Consider the following 16,438-nt stretch of genomic DNA (forward strand, 5'->3'; position numbering starts at 1 on the left):
GCCAGCCTCTCACACGCTCAGAAAGGCCCTACGCGAGTGCGGCTCACTGGGATGCTTGGCGCGCCGCGTCCGGGAAACGGCCCGGAGGGAACGCGCGGGGGGAACGCGGGGATGTGTTCGGGCGCGTCCGGGCGTAGGCTCACAGGACGTGGGCTTGGATCTGGACTTCGCGGTCAGGCACTCGGGACGCCCGGCGGCCGCCATGACGCGGCGGGACGTCGCCCGGGTGCTGCTGGCCGTGCCGTCCGGGCAGGCCCTGGTCGCCCTTCCCGACCTGCGGCGGCAGTTGCTCGCCGCGGGCAATCCGCTGTCGGTCGCGTTCTGGGAGTCCGCCAAGGCGGTGCTGACCAGCATCGAGTCGGGCGTGGCCACGGTGGGCGAGGTGCAACGCTGGCTGGAGTCCAGCGGCACCGAGCCGATCATGCTCACCCGCAGCTACTTCCTGTGGCCCGAGGAGAGCGAGCGCGGCCCGGTGGCCACCGAGATGTACGAGCGGCTGGTCGAGTTCCTGGAGGAGCGCCTGGCGGCCGGGGAGATCGACGCGGACGCGCTGGCCGCCGGGGACTCCGGGGCTCGTCACGCCTACGAGGAACTCCAGGAAAACTGGCTGGGCACGCCGCTTCCCGACGGCCGGGTGCCCAACGTCGTGGTCAACGACGAGCAGGACAAGGAGCTGTACGCCGCCTGGGACGAGGAGGAGGCCTTCGCGCTGAGCGAGTTGCGGCGGGTGCTCGACGACCTGCCCGAGCCGCCCTTCCCCGAGGCCGACCTCCGCATGGCCGCCCGGCGGCTGCGCGTCACGCTGGGCCGGCCCGGCTATCCCGGCAACGTGCTGCGCGCGTGCGCCGGCCTGGAGGAGGGCGACCTGCCGGAACGGGACGAGGACCTGTGGCTCACGGTCGCCGCCGGGATCGCCGCGCCGATCTCCGACCTCCCGGACGAGGAGGACGCCGCCCGGTTCTTCGACATGGAGGGCGACCTCAGTCACGAGGACTCGATACTGGCCTCGCTGTGCGCCATCCACCACGCCGACTGGCTCGCCTCGGTGATCACCCTCGTCCGGTACGGCCCCGGTGTGCTCGCCTCACCCGAGCGGATCGCCCGGTTCATCGCCGACTCCGAGGACGTCGACGTCGACCCGGACGAGCCGGAGGACCTGGAGGCGACGGAGATGCTCTTCACGGCGGTCACCCCGCTGTGGGCGCATCTCGGCATCGTGGACCGGGCGGAGGTGCTGACCCCGCTCGGCTGGTGGGGCCTGCCCAAGGCGCTGGAGCGCGCCTGGTCCTCCGGTCCCGCCCTGCCCGACTGACGGTTCACCCGGCCGTGTCGACCCTAGTGCCCCTCCCGCCAATCTTTGCCCCGTCGCGTCGCCCAGAGCGGCACCTCGCCGCGTTGTCGTCGTCGCTCGTAGGCTCCGCTACGAGCTCCTCCTCCGCCTTGCGATGCACCACTCTGGACACCGCTCCGCCCGGGCAAATCTTGTCGGTCGCGGCACTAGTTCCGGTAGTCGTCGTCCACCAGGTCGCGGTACTCCGGATTGCGCTGGATGTACCAGGCCACGAACGAGCACAGGGGCACCACGCTCAGCCCCGCCGTACGCGCGCCGTCGAGGGCGGCGCCCACCAGATGGCCGCCCAGCCCCCGGCCCTCGTACTCGCCGCGCACCTCGGTGTGCGTGAAGACCATCGCGCCGTCCCGCATCCGGTACTGCGCGAACCCGGCGACCACCCCGTCGACCAGGATCTCGTAGCGCGACGCGGCCGGGTCGGCGACGACCTCGACCGCGCTCACGCGTCCGGTCCGTTCCCGTGCCGTTCGTCCTCGCGGCGGTCGTCCGGCACCTGGATCTTCCTCATCTGCTTGTTCATGTTCTTCAGCAGGAGGAACAGGGCGACGCCGATCGCGGCGACGACGAGGAAGCCCAGGAGACCCGGCCCGTAGCTGTTTGCGTCCACCCGACCAGCTTACGAGCGGGCAGGGGTGGCCTCCGCGTGGATCCCCGTGAACAGGTCGTCCTCCGGCAGCGTGGTGTCCACCAGCGACCGCGCGAGGTGGTAGTCCTCGGTCGGCCAGACCTCCTCCTGGAGATCCCTCGGGCAGACGAACCAGAAGCCGTCGGGGTCGACCTGGGTGGCGTGCGCGAGCAGGGCGAGATCGCGAAGCTCGAAGTAGTCCGCGCACGGCACCCTGGTCGTGACCTCCCACTTCTCCGGGCGGTCCTCCCAGCGGGCGATCCAGTCGGCGTACGGCGAGCCGATGCCGCGCTCGGTCATCGCGTTGTGCAGCGCCTCGAACCGCTCCCTGGTGAAGCCCATGTGGTAGTAGAGCTTCAGCGGCTGCCACGGCTCGCCGGTGCCCGGATAGCGGTCCGGGTCGCCCGCCGCCTCGAACGCCTCGACCGACACCCGGTTGGTCATGATGTGGTCCGGGTGCGGGTAGCCGCCGTTGTCGTCGTACGTGAGGATCACGTGCGGCCGGAACTCCCGCACGGCGGCGACGAGCGGCGCCGAGGCCGCCTCCAGCGACTGGAGCGCGAAGCAGCCCTCCGGCAGCGGCTCGTTCTCGTCCTCCGGCAGGCCGGAGTCGACGAACCCGAGGAAGCGCTGCCGCACACCCAGGATCTCGCGGGCCTTCTCCATCTCCTGCCGGCGGACCTCGCCCATGTTCTCGAGGATGTCGGGCCGGTCCATCTTGGGATTGAGGATCGAGCCGCGTTCACCACCCGTACAGGTGACGACGAGGACCTCCGCGCCCTCCGCGACGTAGCGGGCCATCGTGGCGGCACCCTTGCTCGACTCGTCGTCGGGGTGCGCGTGCACGGCCATCAGCCTCAACGGTGCGCTCACGGCTCTCCTCATGGTGTCCTCTGGCTGTCAAAGAGGTTAGCTTCTTAGTGACCGTGCGCACCGGACCGGCATGGCCCGCGCCGGCACGGTCCCCTGTGCGGACGATCGTCTCGCACAACACCGACAAACCTCAGGGAGATTCCGCGATGCCCACCGATGAGGCCGGCGGCGGGGGGACACGCCCGGTGCTCGGCACGCCGGACGACTTCGCGCCGCGCCCGGCGCGGCCCGGCCGGCTGGTGCCGTACGTCGTGATTGCGCTGGTCGTGGCGCTGATCGCGGGCGGCTGGGGCTACGTCATGCTCCGCGCGAACGGGAATCCGGTCGTCAGCGCCCAGGTGATCACCTTCGACGCGAGCGCTCCGGACTCCGCCGTAATAACGTTCACCGTGAGCAAGCCCGCGGGCCGGGCGGCGACGTGCCGCATCCAGGCGCTCGACACCAGGCACCTGGAGGTCGGCAGCCGTGAGGTGGACGTCCCACAGGGCCGGTCGGACCTCGAGTTCACCGAGCGGGTGAGAACAAGCGCGCAGGCCACGGCGGTACATGTCGACTACTGCGATCTCGTATAGTGGAATCTTTGGGGAAGCGTTCGAAGGCGTTAACTCGTTAGCCTTTCGAGTCACTTACGGAAACAAGGAGAGCCCGTGGCCGTCTCCCAGAACGACAACGTCACCTGGCTGACGCAAGAGGCGTACGACCGCCTCAAGGAGGAGTACGAGTACCTTTCGGGCCCGGGTCGCACGGACATCGCCAAGAAGATCGAAGCCGCCCGGGAAGAGGGTGACCTCAGGGAGAACGGTGGCTACCACGCCGCCAAGGACGAGCAGGGCAAGATGGAGGCCCGCATCTTCCACCTCCGCCAGATCCTGGACAGCGCCAGGGTCGGTGAGGCTCCCCGCGCCGAAGGCATCGTCGGACCCGGCATGACCGTGACGGTCCGCTTCGACGGCGACGACGAGGAGGTCACCTTCCTGCTGGCCTCCCGCGAGGAGAGCGGCGCTCCGATCGACGTCTACTCGCCGAACTCTCCCCTCGGGTCCGCGATCAACGGCAAGAAGGTCGGCGAGCAGGCGACCTACACGATGCCGAACGGCAGGCAGAACAGCGTCGAGATCCTCGAGGCCGTGCCGTACGTCGGCAACTAGGGGCCGTGGCCCACAGGTCTTGTCCCTTTTCGCCCCGGCCGGGAATTCTGCAATCGATTGCGGTATTCCCGGCCGTACGGCAGTCTCGTCGTGGAACGAAGCATTCGCTGCGGAAGGGGTGAGATCGTGCTCGAACGCCGAGCGCGCTTATCCACCCGTGTCCGCAGGAAACTCGCCAGAGCGGTCTTCGAGGCGCGTCAGGACCTCGCGTACCGGCCGCGTCTCCCCGGGCACAACCTCGGACGGCCCAATCGCGGACGGCACGGTCTCACCCGGCGGGCCGCCGGGTCGCGCAGGACGGTCCCCTTCATCGCCGTGCTGCTCGTGTGCGTGCTGGCGGCCGACGTCCTCGCGCTCGGCGAGCTCACGTCGGACGCCGCGAACCCCGATGTGACCGCGGCGGTCTCCCAGCGGCGTGCGGGCCACGGTTACGTGGCGGCGGCGCGGCAGGACCGCGCCGGGACGGCGCCCGGAACGGCCCCCGACACGACGGCGGGCCCGGCCGCGGGATCGCCGCAGAGCCCGGCGGCGCAGGTGGCGCCGCTGGAGCGCCTGATCCGCCCGCACCTGTTCGTGGTGGCCGAGCAGCCGCTGCCCGCCGAACTGGTCGAGAAGGTGCGCCGGGTGAAGGGCGTGGCGGACGCCGAGGTGACCGGCGCGGCCGACGTGACCGTGGACGGCAAGCGCGTGCAGACGATGGGCGTCGACCCGTCGACGTTCCGGGCGTACACGCCGAAGGTGACGGCCGGCACCGACGGGCTGTGGCGCAACATCGCGGCCGGGGACATGGCGGTCTCCTTCGAGCTCGGCCACGACGGCGGGGTCAAGCTCGGGTCCGTCGTCGAGGGCGGGGGCAGGCGCCTGCGCATCGGTGCGTACGCCACGGTCGGCATGGGCTCGATCGCCGCGATCGTCTCGAAGGACACGGCGGCGGCGCTCGGCGTCCCGGACGGCAACGCCCTCGTCGTGAGCGCGCCGAAGGTCGACTCGGCCAGGCTCCGCCGGAGCCTGCTGAAGATCCTGCCCAAGGGCAGCCAGGTCGCCACGATCAACCCGGTGGTGGTCACGCCCAAGGGGCGCACAGTGTGGCCGTCGACCGCGTTCATGTCCGCCGACCAGCTCAAGGTGGCGCTGGAGGCGGCCGTCGGCAAGCTCGGCCGGCCGTACGTCTGGGGCGCCGAGGGGCCGGACAGCTTCGACTGCTCCGGGCTCGTGCAGTGGGCGTACGCGCAGGCGGGCGTGAAGATGCCGCGGGTGACGTACCAGCAGTGGGTCACCGGGCCGCAGGTGCCGCTGTCGCAGGCGCAGCCGGGCGACCTGCTGTTCTGGCGCAACGACCCGACCAACCCCGGCTACATCTCGCACGTCGCCATCTACTGGGGCAACGGGAAGATGCTGCACGCCCCGCACACCGGCGACGTCGTGAAGATCGCGAACGTCTACACGAAGAACCTCGCCGGAGTCGTCCGGGTCAGCCCCCAGGTCTCCGCCCGGGTCCGCTGACCCACCGGCCGTGCCCTATATCGGCAGGCCGGCCTCAAGATAGCCGAGTGCCTCGTCGAGCAGCACGGGTAGCGGAGTCCTGCCGTCCTGCTCCACCCAGGTGAACAGCGACGCCAGCATGACTCCCATGACCGCGCCGACGAGCGCCCGTACGGCGGGGCTGCGGCGGTCGCGGCCCGCCCGCTCGGCCATCGCGCCCGCGAGCATGTCGATCGTGGCGAACAGCCCCTCCGTGATCCGTGCCCGCAGGGCGGGCACGGAGGTGGACAGCTTGGTCCGGGCGAGCGTCCGGTCGAGTTCCTCCGGCCCCATCGACTCGAAGGCGGTGCGGAACGCCGCGCGCAGCGCGGTCAGCGGGGGCAGGTCCGGCGGCTGGGCCCTGATCGCCTCCAGGAGGATGGGGTCGTAGTCGTCCTGGGTGACCACGTCCTCCTTGGTGGGGAAGTAGCGGAAGAACGTGCTCGGGGAGACCTCCGCGGCCTCCGCGATCTGCTCGACCGTCGTCGCGTCGTATCCCTGCTCGGCGAACAGCCGCAGGGCCTCCTCCTGGATCGTCCGCCGGGTCTTGGCCTTCTTGCGCTCACGCAGGCTCGTGACAACGCGATCGGAGGGGTGCGGGGTCCGGTCAGCGCGCTGCGGTGAGCTCATGTCCCGATTCTGCCGTCTTTCCGTCCCTGCCCGTGCTCCTCGGCAGGAAGACGGCCACCAGGACGGCGGCCAGCGCCGACGCGGCCCCGCAGACCAGCAGGACCAGGTCCATGCCGGCGACGAACGCATCCCTGGCGGCGTGCAGGAGCGTGGCGTCCCCCAGGGCTGCCGCGGCCGTGATCGAGTCGCCCGCCGCCTCCGGCGCGCCGTCCGGCAGGCCGGAGGCGTACGCCCCCGAAAGCAGGCTGCCGAGGCCGGCCACGCCCAGCGCGGCGCCGACCTGGCGCACGGTCTGCAGGGTCGCCGAGCCCGAGCCCGACCGCTCCTCGGGCAGTGTGGCGAGCACGCCGTCCATCGCGGGCACCATGGCCAGCCCCACGCCCGCCCCGAGGACGGCGAGCCACGCCGCGACGAACCCGTACGCCGAGGACGCCGAGGTCGTCGCGCCCAGGCAGAAGCCGGCGGCCAGCACGACCAGGCCCGCCGGCATCACCAGGCGCAGCCCGAGGCGGGCGGTGAGCCGCTCTCCGGCGAGACCTCCGAGCATGAGCCCGGCCACCATCGGGATCACCCGGACGCCGGTGCCGAAGGCGTCGTGGCCGAGCACGGCCTGCAGGTGCTGGGGGACGACGAACAGCACGCCCGACATGCCGAGGCTCACGAACGTCGCGCCGGCCGCGCCCCACACGAAGACCCGGTCGCGGAACAGGCCGAGATCCAGCATCGGCCGCCGGACGCGGGCCTCGACCCGGACGAGCGCCGCCAGCAACACCACCCCGGCCGTCAGGCCGGCGAGGACGCGGACGTCGCCCCACCCGCGGGCCGGCGCTTCGATGACGCCGTACACCAGCGCCGCCAGGCCCGTCACCGACAGCAGCGCGCCGGGCAGGTCGGTCCGGGGCGCGGCGGGGTCGCGGGACTCGGGGATGAACACGGCCGCCGCGACCACCGCCACGACGACCACCGGGATGTTGACGAGGAATATCGAGCCCCACCAGAAGTGGTCGAGCAGGTAGCCGCCCACGATGGGGCCGAGGGGCAGGCCGAGGGCCATGGCGGCGGTGAAGACGGCGATCGCGCGGCCCCGCTCACGCGCGTCGAAGACCACCGGCAGGATCGAGGTCGCCAGTGGCATGATCACGGCGCCGCCCGCGCCCATGAGCGCGCGGGCCGCGATCAGGGCGCCGGTGCCGTTCGCGTACGTGGCGAACACCGAGGCGATCCCGAAGGCCACGAGCCCGGCCAGCAGCACCCGCCTGCGGCCGAGGCGGTCACCGAGCGCTCCCGCGGGAAGCATCAGCGCGGCGAACGGAACCATGTACGCGTCCACGATCCACTGCAGGTCGCCGTTCGTGGCGCGCAGATCGGCCGCCAGCGTGGGCAGGGCGACGTTGAGCACGGTCGCGTCCATGCCGATCACCAGGGCACTCAGTACGAGGGCGCCGAGCGCCCACCAACGAGAAGTGGAAGAAGCCATGAATTGATAGTAACTATCAAAAACTAGTGACTGTCAATCAAGGCCGTCGAGCTCGACGGCAATGTAATTTTGATTACATGGATGCGGAAGAACAGCTGAAGGCGTGGTTCATCGGCCGACTGCCGGAGGCGTGGTTCGCCGACCGGCCGGAGGTGGTCGTGGACCGCGAGGAGATCACCGTGCTCGGGACGCTGCCGCCGTTGTCGGTGGCCGAGGGGCTGCCGGACCTCGAACGGGCCGCGGCCGTCGAGGGGTACGTCGAGCGGTTCCGGGAGGAGACCCGCGAGCGCCGGATCGAGATCGCCCGCGAGGCCGAGCACCGCTTCCGGCGCAAGGTCTCCTGGGGGGTCGTCGCGGGTGGTGAGACAGTGATGTTCACCACTCTTTCCGTGCCCGTCATGACCCGCCTGCGCCAGCCGGAGCGCCAGGTGCTGGACACCCTGGTCGCCGCTGGTGTGGCGCGCAGCCGCAGCGACGCGCTGGCCTGGTGCGTCCGGCTGGTCGGGAAGCACACCGACAACTGGCTCGCTGACCTGCGCGATGCCCTCCAGCACGTCGACCGCGTCAGGGCGGAGGGCCCCGGCGGATTGGACTGAACCAATTCGCGAAGAGGTCTACACCATTGCGATCGGTCTATACCAATGTGTAACGCCGGTGAGGCGGGTAAGGAGGGGAAAGACGTTTTTTCGACAGGGCCCGAGTGGGTAAGGTCGCACAACATCACGGCCCCTGCCTGGGCGGATGCCGTCGGGGATCGTGATGGAGAATGGTGCCGAATTAAGCGGGAGTGGAAAGTCGATGGTCTACTCCAATTGGCTTCGGGAGCCGTTCGCCGCGGATGATGCTCAGGCCCTGAGAGATTAAGGAGCCGCCCCCGTGTCCATTTCAGTAGATGTACCGACGCCCACCACTCACAGCGATCTGGCGGCCTGGGTGAGCCGGATCGCGGAGCTGACCCAGCCGGACCGCGTCGAATGGTGCGACGGCTCGGAGGCCGAGTGGACGCGCCTGACCAACCTTCTGGTCGAGCAGGGCACCTTCCGGCGGCTCGTCAAGCGTCCCAACAGCTTCTACGCGGCCTCGGACCCGAGCGACGTCGCCCGGGTGGAGGACCGCACGTTCATCTGCTCCGAGCGCGAGGAGGACGCGGGCCCGACCAACAACTGGATCGCGCCGGACGAGATGCGCGCGACGTTCGCCACGCTGTTCCGGGGCTGCATGCGGGGCCGGACGATGTACGTCGTGCCGTTCTGCATGGGCCCCCTGGGCGGTGATCTCTCCCAGCTCGGCGTGGAGATCACCGACTCGCCGTACGTCGTGGTGTCGATGCGGATCATGACCAGGATGGGCGACGAGGCGCTGCGCCTCATCGAGGAGCGCAAGGACTTCGTCCGGGCGGTGCACTCGGTGGGGGCGCCGCTGGAGCCCGGCCAGGCCGACGTGCCGTGGCCGTGCAGCCGGACCAAGTACATCAGCCACTTCCCCGAGACCCGCGAGATCTGGTCGTACGGCTCGGGCTACGGCGGCAACGCGCTGCTGGGCAAGAAGTGCTACGCGCTGCGGATCGCCAGCGTGATGGCACGCGACGAGGGCTGGCTGGCCGAGCACATGCTGATCCTCAAGCTCACGCCGCCGGAGGGCGAGGCGCGGTACATCGCGGCCGCCTTCCCGTCGGCCTGCGGCAAGACCAACCTCGCCATGCTCCAGCCCACGATCCCGGGCTGGAAGGTCGAGACGATCGGCGACGACATCGCCTGGATGCGCTTCGGCGCCGACGGCCGGCTGTACGCGATCAATCCGGAGGCCGGCTTCTTCGGCGTCGCGCCCGGGACCGGCCAGACCACGAACGCCAACGCGATCGAGACGCTGTGGGGCAACAGCGTCTTCACGAACGTCGCGCTGACCGACGACGGCGACGTCTGGTGGGAGGGCCTCACCGACGAGCCGCCCGCGCACCTCACCGACTGGAAGGGCCGCGACTGGACGCCGGAGTCGGGCGAGCCCGCCGCCCACCCCAACGCCCGGTTCACCACCCCGGCCGAGCAGTGCCCGACGATCGCCCCCGAGTGGCAGGACCCGGCCGGCGTGCCGATCTCGGCCATCCTGTTCGGCGGGCGCAGGGCGACCGCCGTGCCGCTGGTGACCGAGTCGCTGAGCTGGCGGCACGGCGTCTTCCTGGGCGCCAACGTGGCGTCGGAGAAGACCGCGGCGGCCGAGGGCAGGGTCGGCGAGCTGCGCCGCGACCCGTTCGCGATGCTGCCGTTCTGCGGCTACAACATGGGCGACTACTTCGCGCACTGGATCAGGATCGGCGAGTCGGCCGTCCAGGAGAAGCTGCCGAAGATCTACTACGTGAACTGGTTCCGCAAGGACGCCGGCGGCCGCTTCCTGTGGCCGGGCTTCGGCGAGAACAGCCGGGTGCTCAAGTGGATCGTCGAACGGCTGAACGGCACGGCCGGCGCCGTGCCCTCGCCGATCGGCAACCTGCCGGACGCGCTCGACACCGAGGGCCTCGGCATCGCGCCCGAGGACAAGGAGCTCCTGCTCGGGGTCGACCCCGAGGTGTGGCGGGAGGAGGCGGCGCTGATCCCGTCCCACTTCGCCACCTTCGGCGACCACATGCCGCAGGAGCTGTGGGACGAATACCACGCCCTGGTCGAGCGGCTCGGCTGAGTCACGCGTACGGCCCGCGCGCCGGGGAAGCCGGAGGAGAGCGGGCGGGGCACGCCGCGCCGCCCGCGATAATTGGTGACCGAACCCCCCACCGGTCGTGAGGAAGAGGGTCGCATGAGCATGCGCGATCTCGTGTACAAGCTGTACGAGCGCAGGCTCGAAGGGAAGCTGTCCTCCACCCAGATTCCCCGGCACGTCGGCGTCATCGTCGACGGCAACCGCAGGTGGGCGCGGGCCATGGGCCTCCGGGACGTCAGCCGGGGCCACCAGAAGGGCGCCGACAAGATCTCCGAGCTGCTCGGGTGGTGCCGGGAGGCCGGGGTCGGCTACGTCACGCTGTGGCTGCTGTCCACCGACAACCTCTCCAGGGACCAGGCCGAGCTGGGTCCGCTGCTCCAGGTCATCGAGAACCTGGTGCAGGATCTCGTGGACCAGGGCTGGCACGTCAACCCGATGGGATCGCTCGACCTTCTGCCCGATCACACGGCTCGTGTCCTCAAAAACGCGAAAGAAACCACATCGCATCGCCCCGGCCTGATTGTGAACGTTGCCGTTGGGTATGGAGGAAGGCGTGAGATCGCTGATGCGGTGCGCTCCCTCCTCCAGGAGCACGCCAGCAAGGGCGCGAGCATCGAGGACCTCGTCGAGGTCCTCGACGTGGAGCACATCGCGGAGCATCTCTACACGCGCGGCCTGCCCGACCCCGACCTCGTCATCCGGACCTCGGGAGAGCAGCGACTCTCCGGATTCCTGCTCTGGCAGAGCGCCCACTCCGAGTTCTACTTCTGCGAGGCCTACTGGCCTGACTTCCGCAGAGTCGACTTCCTGCGGGCGCTCCGCTCGTACGCCGCGCGACACCGTCGGTACGGCTCCTGAGACGGTACGTGACCAGCACCTTTTAACCAGGCTAAACCTATTGGGCTGGGGACTTTCGTTACGTACCGTGGTAGCTGAGCGGCCGTCGAGAGGATCGGCGGTCACCACCTCGGGAGAGGGCCCGTCCTTGCGCGACCACCATGCGGGGAGGGCCGGACGCCCGGTCTGCCTTCGCAGGTCACGGGCCCGGTCCGGTCACCACCAGTCAAGGCAGGGCGCCGGCCTCAGGCGCCCGGGGGAGAACGCGTGGCAGTGTCCTCGAGCAACCCGTCCACATCCCGCACCTACGTTCTGGACACCTCCGTCCTGCTCGCCGACCCGGCGGCGCTGAGCCGCTTCGCCGAGCACGAGGTCGTCGTCCCGATCGTCGTCATCACGGAACTGGAGGCCAAGCGTCACCACCCGGAGCTCGGCTACTTCGCCCGGGAGGCGCTCCGCTTCCTCGATGACCTCAGAGTGCGGCACGGACGGCTGGATGAGCCCATGCCGATCGGCGAGGGGACCATCCGGGTCGAGTTGAACCATAGTGATCCGTCCTGCCTCCCGGCGGGGTTCCGCCTGGGTGACAACGACACCCGCATCCTGACCGTCGCCCAGAACCTCGCGGCGGAGGGCGCGGACGTGGTGCTGGTGTCGAAGGACCTGCCGATGCGGGTCAAGGCCGCGTCCATCGGCCTCTGCGCGGAGGAGTACCGCGCGGGCATGGTGGTCGAGTCGGGCTGGACCGGCATGGCGGAGCTCCAGGTCACCACCGAGGAGATGGACACGCTCTTCGACGCGGGCACGGCCGACATCGACGAGGCGCGCGACCTGCCGTGCCACACCGGTCTGCGGCTGCTGTCGAGCCGCGGCTCGGCGCTCGGCCGCGTCATGCCGGACAAGTCGGTACGGCTGGTCCGGGGCGACCGGGAGGTCTTCGGGCTGCACGGCCGGTCCGCCGAGCAGCGGATCGCGCTCGACCTGCTGATGGACCCCGACGTCGGCATCGTCTCGATGGGCGGCCGCGCGGGCACCGGCAAGTCGGCGCTCGCACTGTGCGCGGGCCTGGAGGCGGTGCTGGAGCGCCGCCAGCACCGCAAGATCATCGTCTTCCGTCCCCTGTACGCCGTGGGCGGCCAGGAGCTCGGCTACCTCCCCGGCACGGAGAACGACAAGATGGGCCCCTGGGCCCAGGCGGTCTACGACACGCTGGGCGCGGTGACGACTCCGGAGGTCATCGAGGAGGTCATCGACCGGGGCATGCTGGAGGTCCTGCCGCTGACCCACATCCGCGGCCGTTCCCTCCACGACGCGTTCGTGATCGTGGACGAGGCGCAGTCGCTGGAGCGCGGCGTGCTGCTGACCGTGCTGTCCCGCATCGGGGCCAACTCGCGGGTCGTGCTCACCCACGACATCGCCCAGCGCGACAACCTGCGGGTGGGTCGGCACGACGGCGTGCTCGCGGTGGTGGAGAAGCTGAAGGGCCACCCGCTGTTCGCCCACATCACGCTGACCCGGTCCGAGCGGTCGCCGATCGCGGCCCTGGTGACCGAGATGCTGGAGAACATCACGCTCTGATCCCGTCAGGGTGGGAGCTGGCCGTCCTCGGGGGCCAGGTCCCAGTACTCCCGGCAGGTGTGGGCCTTCAGCCGCCCGTTCCTGCCGGGAGCCACGTGGGCGATCTCCACGGCCCAGACCTCCGGGCTCAGCCGGGCCGTACAGGTGATCTGGGCCATGGCCGCCCTGGAGATCTTCCATCCGCTGACGAACAGGCGCACGCGCAGGCTCAGCGTGCTGTCCGGGTCGTTGCGGCTGCCCTCGTACGGCGAGTACCTCACGAGCTGCGTCTGGGCCGGCGAGAGCCCGGTCAGCGCGGTGGACAGGCGGTTCGCGGGCCGTCCGCTCGCCTTGAACAACGCGTCGAGGACGTCGTTGACGTGCGCGGACCGCGCCGCGACGCGGGCGGGCCGCAGCTTGCCGTCCCGCAGCAGGTAGATCGTGACGAGGGTCGGGGTGCCGCTGATGGCCGGCGCCGGGCCGGCGTCGACCACCTCGCTCGGCCCGACCCCGCAGGCCGCGGAGGCCGCCAGCAGGGCCGTGAGCAGGGTGGTGATCAGGGTCGTGCGCAGGCCCGCCGTCCCGGCCCGCCGTCCCCGGCCGTGTCCGATACCGGTCATGGCGTGGGGATCCACAGCCGGAAGAGGATGCCGGGCTCGCGGCGCTCGGCCGTGACCGAGCCGTCGTGCAACTCGGCGTTGGCCCTGGCGATGGCCAGGCCGAGGCCGCTGCCCACGCTCCGCGCCCGGTCGGCGCCCGCCTTGTAGAAGCGCTCGAAGACGTGCGGGAGGGCGTGCTCGGGGATGCCCTTTCCGTGGTCGCGCACGGTCACCTCCAGGCCCCGCGACGCGTCGGGGCGGACGCGCACCCGGGCGGTGACCACGACGGGCGGCGCGCCGTGGTTGAGCGCGTTGCCGACGAGGTTGGCCACGATCACGTCGAACCTCCGGATGTCCAGCGAGAAGGTGAGGCCGACGGGCACGGTGAGCTTCACCTTGTCGGCCCAGCCCCGCACCTCCAGGCAGTCCGCCAGGGCGTCGCCCACGTCGACGGTCTCCCGGTGGAGCCTGGCTGCGCCCGCGTCCAGCCTGCTGATCTCGATGAGGTGCTCGACCAGCACCCGGAGCCGGCCGATCTCGCGGACGACGATCCGGACGGCCTCCCCGGCGTCGTCCGGCAGGTTCTCGGCGTCCTCCGAGAGCATGTCGGTGACCGCCGTCATCGCCGTCAGCGGGGTGCGCAGCTCGTGGGAGACGTCGGCGACGAACCGGCGCGACATCGACTCCAGTGTCCGCAGCTCGCCGACCGTCTCCTCCAGCGCCGCCGCCGTCTCGTTGAACGTCGCGGTCAGCTCCGCCAGTTCGTCCCTGCCGCGTACGGGCAGCCGGACGCGCAGGTCGCCCGAGCCGAGCGCGCGGGCGGCGGCGCCGAGCCGGCGCACCGGCAGCAGCACGCGCCGGGCCGACAGCAGGGCCAGGGTCAGCGCCAGGACGAGGGTGATCCCCCCGGCCTGCGCGAGGGCCGTCCGCAGGCGGGAGAGGACGGCGTCCTCCTCCGACAGGGGGACGAACACGTACGCCGTCAGGCCGGTCGGCCGCACCACTCCCTGGCCGGTCTCCCGCTGGATCTGCGTGGCCACGATCAGCCACGGCCGGCGCCTGAGGAGCACCCGCTGGTGGACCAGCCGCCCGGCCGCCTGCTCGCGCAGCCGGCGGGGCACGTCGGCGATGGTGAACTCGAAGCCGGAGCTGGTCCGCAGGAGCCGGCCGTACGTCACGATCACGGTGCGCTCCGGCGCCTCCAGCGCGTGCACGACCTGGCCGAGGTCGTCCTCGGTGACGGTGGCGTCGCTCGGCCAGACCACGTCGCTCACTCCGATCGGCAGGGTGGTCCTGGACAGCGTCTCGCGCACGTCGGCGACCGCGCCCCGCTCCGCGCGGTCCAGCAGGCCGCGGCGGACGATCTGGTATCCGAGGCCGGTGACGACGGCGGAGGCGGTGACCGCCACCAGCAGGAAGGTGATCACCAGCCGCCCCCGCAGCCCCGAGGGCAGCCAGGTCATGGCGGACTGAAGCGGTATCCGAAGCCGCGCACGGTGTGGATGTAGACGGGGTCGGCGGGCACCGGTTCGACCTTGGCGCGGATGCGCTGCACGCAGGCGTCGACCAGCCGGGAGTCGGCCACGTGCGTGTGGTCCCAGACGGCGCGCAGGAGATAGCGGCGGGTGAGGACCTGGCCGGGACGGCGGACCAGTTCGAGCAGCAGGCGCAGCTCGGTCGGGGTGAGGTGGATCTCCCGGCCGGCCAGGCTCACCTTCAGCGCGCCGCGGTCGATCACCAGGTCGCCGAAGACGAGCCGGTCGGGCGAGGCGGACTCCAGCCGGCGCAGGATGGCCCGGATGCGGGCGTCCAGCACGCGGGGCTCGACCGGCTTGACCACGTAGTCGTCCGCGCCGGCCTCCAGCCCGACCACCACGTCGAGGTCGTCGCCCCGGGCGGTGAGCAGGATGATCGGCAGGGGGTCGAGCCTGCGGATGCGGCGGCACACCTCCACGCCGTCGATGCCCGGCAGCATGACGTCGAGGATCGCGATCTCGGGGCGCCGGGTGCGTATGTGGTCGAGCGCCTCCTCGCCCGTGGCGTACGCGGTCACCGCGTGGCCCTGCCGGGTGAGCGCGAGTTCGAGCCCGGTGCGGACCGAAGGGTCGTCTTCGACCAGGAGAATGCCTGCCACCTGGTCATTATGCGACGTACACAATGATTCCCCTATTCGTCCCAATATCGATGCCGGGTTGTCACGAGACGAGGTGTGACCAAAATCACACCGGCGGGGAAAGCGCATGTGATCGGTGGTGGGGTCAAGACGTCACCAAACAGGTACCACGATTCGGTTGCGGACCACCCCCCGGGACAGGGCAAGCTCATTGGCCGTGAGCTCTGGTCAGCAGTTGAAGGATCGCCCCCGCGCCTCCCGGTCCCGACGGGGCGGAAACGGCCGTTCCGGCCCCGGCTGGCTGACACCCAAGCGGATCGCGATCCTCGGCGTCTCGGTGGCCGTGCTCGCGGGGGGGACGTTCTACACGGTCCGTACGGCCGTCGACCACGCCAACGCGCCCGCCAAGCCCCTGGAGCCGGGCGACTTCCTGGCCCTCGACCCCGCCAAGCCCGACCCCGAGGCCGACACGCTGAAGGAGAACGCGGTCCAGGCCCTGCGCAAGGACCGGCTGGAGAAGGCCCGCGACCGCTCGAAGGTCCTCGACCCCGTCGACATCGTGGAGAAGGCCCCCGGCGGGGCCGGCCTGCCGCCCGCGAACTTCCCGCCCGGTTCGACCCCCGACCCCGGCAGCAACAAGGCCCTCGGCAAGCAGATGGCCGAGGCGCGCGGCTGGGGCGGCGAGTGGGGCTGCCTGGAGAAGCTGTGGGACAGGGAGAGCCACTGGAACGAGCGGGCCATGAACCGCTACAGCGGCGCGTACGGCATCCCCCAGTCGCTCCCCGGCAGCAAGATGGCGAGCGCGGGCGCCGACTGGCAGACCAACCCCGCCACCCAGATCAAGTGGGGGCTCGGCTACATCGCCGGCCGCTACAAGACGCCCTGCGGCGCCTGGGCCCACTCCCAGTCCACCGGCTGGTACTGAGCCACCGGACGGCTCCCCGAAACTCTGGTCAGGGTTGGTCGATCCTTCGGCAAGCCCGCGCGTCCGGCGGGGCCCGCGCTGCACCCTTGGC

Annotated in this window: 17 protein-coding genes; 9 read left to right on the forward strand and 8 right to left on the reverse strand. The window is 70.9% G+C overall.

Translation table 11 applies throughout. The annotated features are described in order from the left end of the window. Positions 1-148: 148 nt before the first annotated feature. Positions 149-1,312 carry a hypothetical protein gene (locus F5972_RS28490; protein ID WP_150937693.1) on the forward strand — a complete coding sequence of 388 codons (1,164 nt, stop codon included), beginning with the start codon at positions 149-151 and terminating at the stop codon, positions 1,310-1,312. Positions 1,313-1,497: 185 nt separating this feature from the next. Here F5972_RS28490 and F5972_RS28495 read toward each other — a convergent pair whose 3' ends face one another. From F5972_RS28495 to mca, 3 genes are read right to left on the reverse strand one after another with little or no spacing between them, the layout of a single operon-like run. After that, on the reverse strand, positions 1,498-1,794 hold the full coding sequence (locus F5972_RS28495) for a GNAT family N-acetyltransferase (RefSeq protein WP_150937695.1): 297 nt from the start codon (positions 1,792-1,794) through the stop codon (positions 1,498-1,500). Then, entirely contained in the window at positions 1,791-1,958 is a 168-nt protein-coding gene (locus F5972_RS37510; RefSeq protein WP_191910348.1) for a hypothetical protein, read from the reverse strand. Before F5972_RS37510 ends, F5972_RS28495 begins: the two co-directional genes overlap by 4 nt. 9 nt (positions 1,959-1,967) lie before the next feature. Continuing rightward, the gene (mca, locus tag F5972_RS28500; protein ID WP_150937698.1) at positions 1,968-2,849 is read right to left on the reverse strand and encodes a mycothiol conjugate amidase Mca; all 882 of its coding nucleotides are present in this window, start codon (positions 2,847-2,849) and stop codon (positions 1,968-1,970) included. Positions 2,850-2,995: 146 nt separating this feature from the next. Between mca and F5972_RS28505 the strand changes: the two genes are divergently transcribed. The 3 genes from F5972_RS28505 (at position 2,996) to F5972_RS28515 (ending at position 5,500) form a co-directional block, all read left to right on the forward strand. After that, positions 2,996-3,421, forward strand: coding sequence for a DUF4307 domain-containing protein (locus tag F5972_RS28505; RefSeq protein WP_150937701.1), 426 nt, complete (start codon positions 2,996-2,998; stop codon positions 3,419-3,421). A 75-nt stretch (positions 3,422-3,496) separates the two neighbouring features. After that, positions 3,497-3,997, forward strand: coding sequence for a transcription elongation factor GreA (gene greA / locus F5972_RS28510; RefSeq protein ID WP_150937703.1), 501 nt, complete (start codon positions 3,497-3,499; stop codon positions 3,995-3,997). Positions 3,998-4,123: 126 nt separating this feature from the next. Continuing rightward, positions 4,124-5,500, forward strand: coding sequence for a C40 family peptidase (locus F5972_RS28515; protein ID WP_225311980.1), 1,377 nt, complete (start codon positions 4,124-4,126; stop codon positions 5,498-5,500). A gap of 15 nt (positions 5,501-5,515) precedes the next feature. On the opposite strand, the gene F5972_RS28520 is transcribed toward F5972_RS28515, so the two are convergent. Further along, positions 5,516-6,148, reverse strand: coding sequence for an acyl-CoA-like ligand-binding transcription factor (locus F5972_RS28520; RefSeq protein ID WP_150937705.1), 633 nt, complete (start codon positions 6,146-6,148; stop codon positions 5,516-5,518). Next, entirely contained in the window at positions 6,126-7,625 is a 1,500-nt protein-coding gene (locus F5972_RS28525) for an MFS transporter (RefSeq protein ID WP_150937707.1), read from the reverse strand. Before F5972_RS28525 ends, F5972_RS28520 begins: the two co-directional genes overlap by 23 nt. Positions 7,626-7,702: 77 nt before the next feature. Here F5972_RS28525 and F5972_RS28530 point away from each other — a divergent pair, with 77 nt between their 5' ends. The 4 genes from F5972_RS28530 (at position 7,703) to F5972_RS28545 (ending at position 12,731) form a co-directional block, all read left to right on the forward strand. Further along, complete coding sequence (locus F5972_RS28530; protein WP_150937709.1) at positions 7,703-8,221, forward strand: hypothetical protein; 519 nt, start codon at positions 7,703-7,705, stop codon at positions 8,219-8,221. Between the two features lie 286 nt (positions 8,222-8,507). Then, the gene (locus F5972_RS28535; protein ID WP_150937797.1) at positions 8,508-10,298 is read left to right on the forward strand and encodes a phosphoenolpyruvate carboxykinase (GTP); all 1,791 of its coding nucleotides are present in this window, start codon (positions 8,508-8,510) and stop codon (positions 10,296-10,298) included. A gap of 114 nt (positions 10,299-10,412) precedes the next feature. After that, entirely contained in the window at positions 10,413-11,174 is a 762-nt protein-coding gene (locus tag F5972_RS28540; RefSeq protein WP_150937711.1) for an isoprenyl transferase, read from the forward strand. A gap of 246 nt (positions 11,175-11,420) precedes the next feature. After that, positions 11,421-12,731, forward strand: coding sequence for a PhoH family protein (locus F5972_RS28545; protein ID WP_191910351.1), 1,311 nt, complete (start codon positions 11,421-11,423; stop codon positions 12,729-12,731). A 5-nt stretch (positions 12,732-12,736) separates the two neighbouring features. Here F5972_RS28545 and F5972_RS28550 read toward each other — a convergent pair whose 3' ends face one another. The 3 genes from F5972_RS28550 to F5972_RS28560 are packed head-to-tail and all read right to left on the reverse strand — an operon-like array spanning position 12,737 to position 15,443. Next, entirely contained in the window at positions 12,737-13,330 is a 594-nt protein-coding gene (locus tag F5972_RS28550) for a hypothetical protein (protein ID WP_150937713.1), read from the reverse strand. Further along, positions 13,327-14,772: a sensor histidine kinase gene (locus F5972_RS28555; protein ID WP_150937715.1), complete on the reverse strand. Its 1,446-nt coding sequence runs from the start codon at positions 14,770-14,772 to the stop codon at positions 13,327-13,329. The genes F5972_RS28550 and F5972_RS28555 overlap by 4 nt, the downstream gene beginning before the upstream one ends. Further along, a complete protein-coding gene (locus F5972_RS28560) occupies positions 14,769-15,443 on the reverse strand; it encodes a response regulator transcription factor (protein WP_117409270.1) in 675 nt (224 codons plus the stop codon). Before F5972_RS28560 ends, F5972_RS28555 begins: the two co-directional genes overlap by 4 nt. 214 nt (positions 15,444-15,657) lie before the next feature. Between F5972_RS28560 and F5972_RS37515 the strand changes: the two genes are divergently transcribed. Beyond that, positions 15,658-16,347: an aggregation-promoting factor C-terminal-like domain-containing protein gene (locus F5972_RS37515; RefSeq protein WP_225311981.1), complete on the forward strand. Its 690-nt coding sequence runs from the start codon at positions 15,658-15,660 to the stop codon at positions 16,345-16,347. Positions 16,348-16,438 lie beyond the last annotated feature (91 nt).

It is taken from the genome of Microbispora cellulosiformans (assembly GCF_008728085.1).
GTDB classification, from domain to species: domain Bacteria; phylum Actinomycetota; class Actinomycetes; order Streptosporangiales; family Streptosporangiaceae; genus Microbispora; species Microbispora amethystogenes.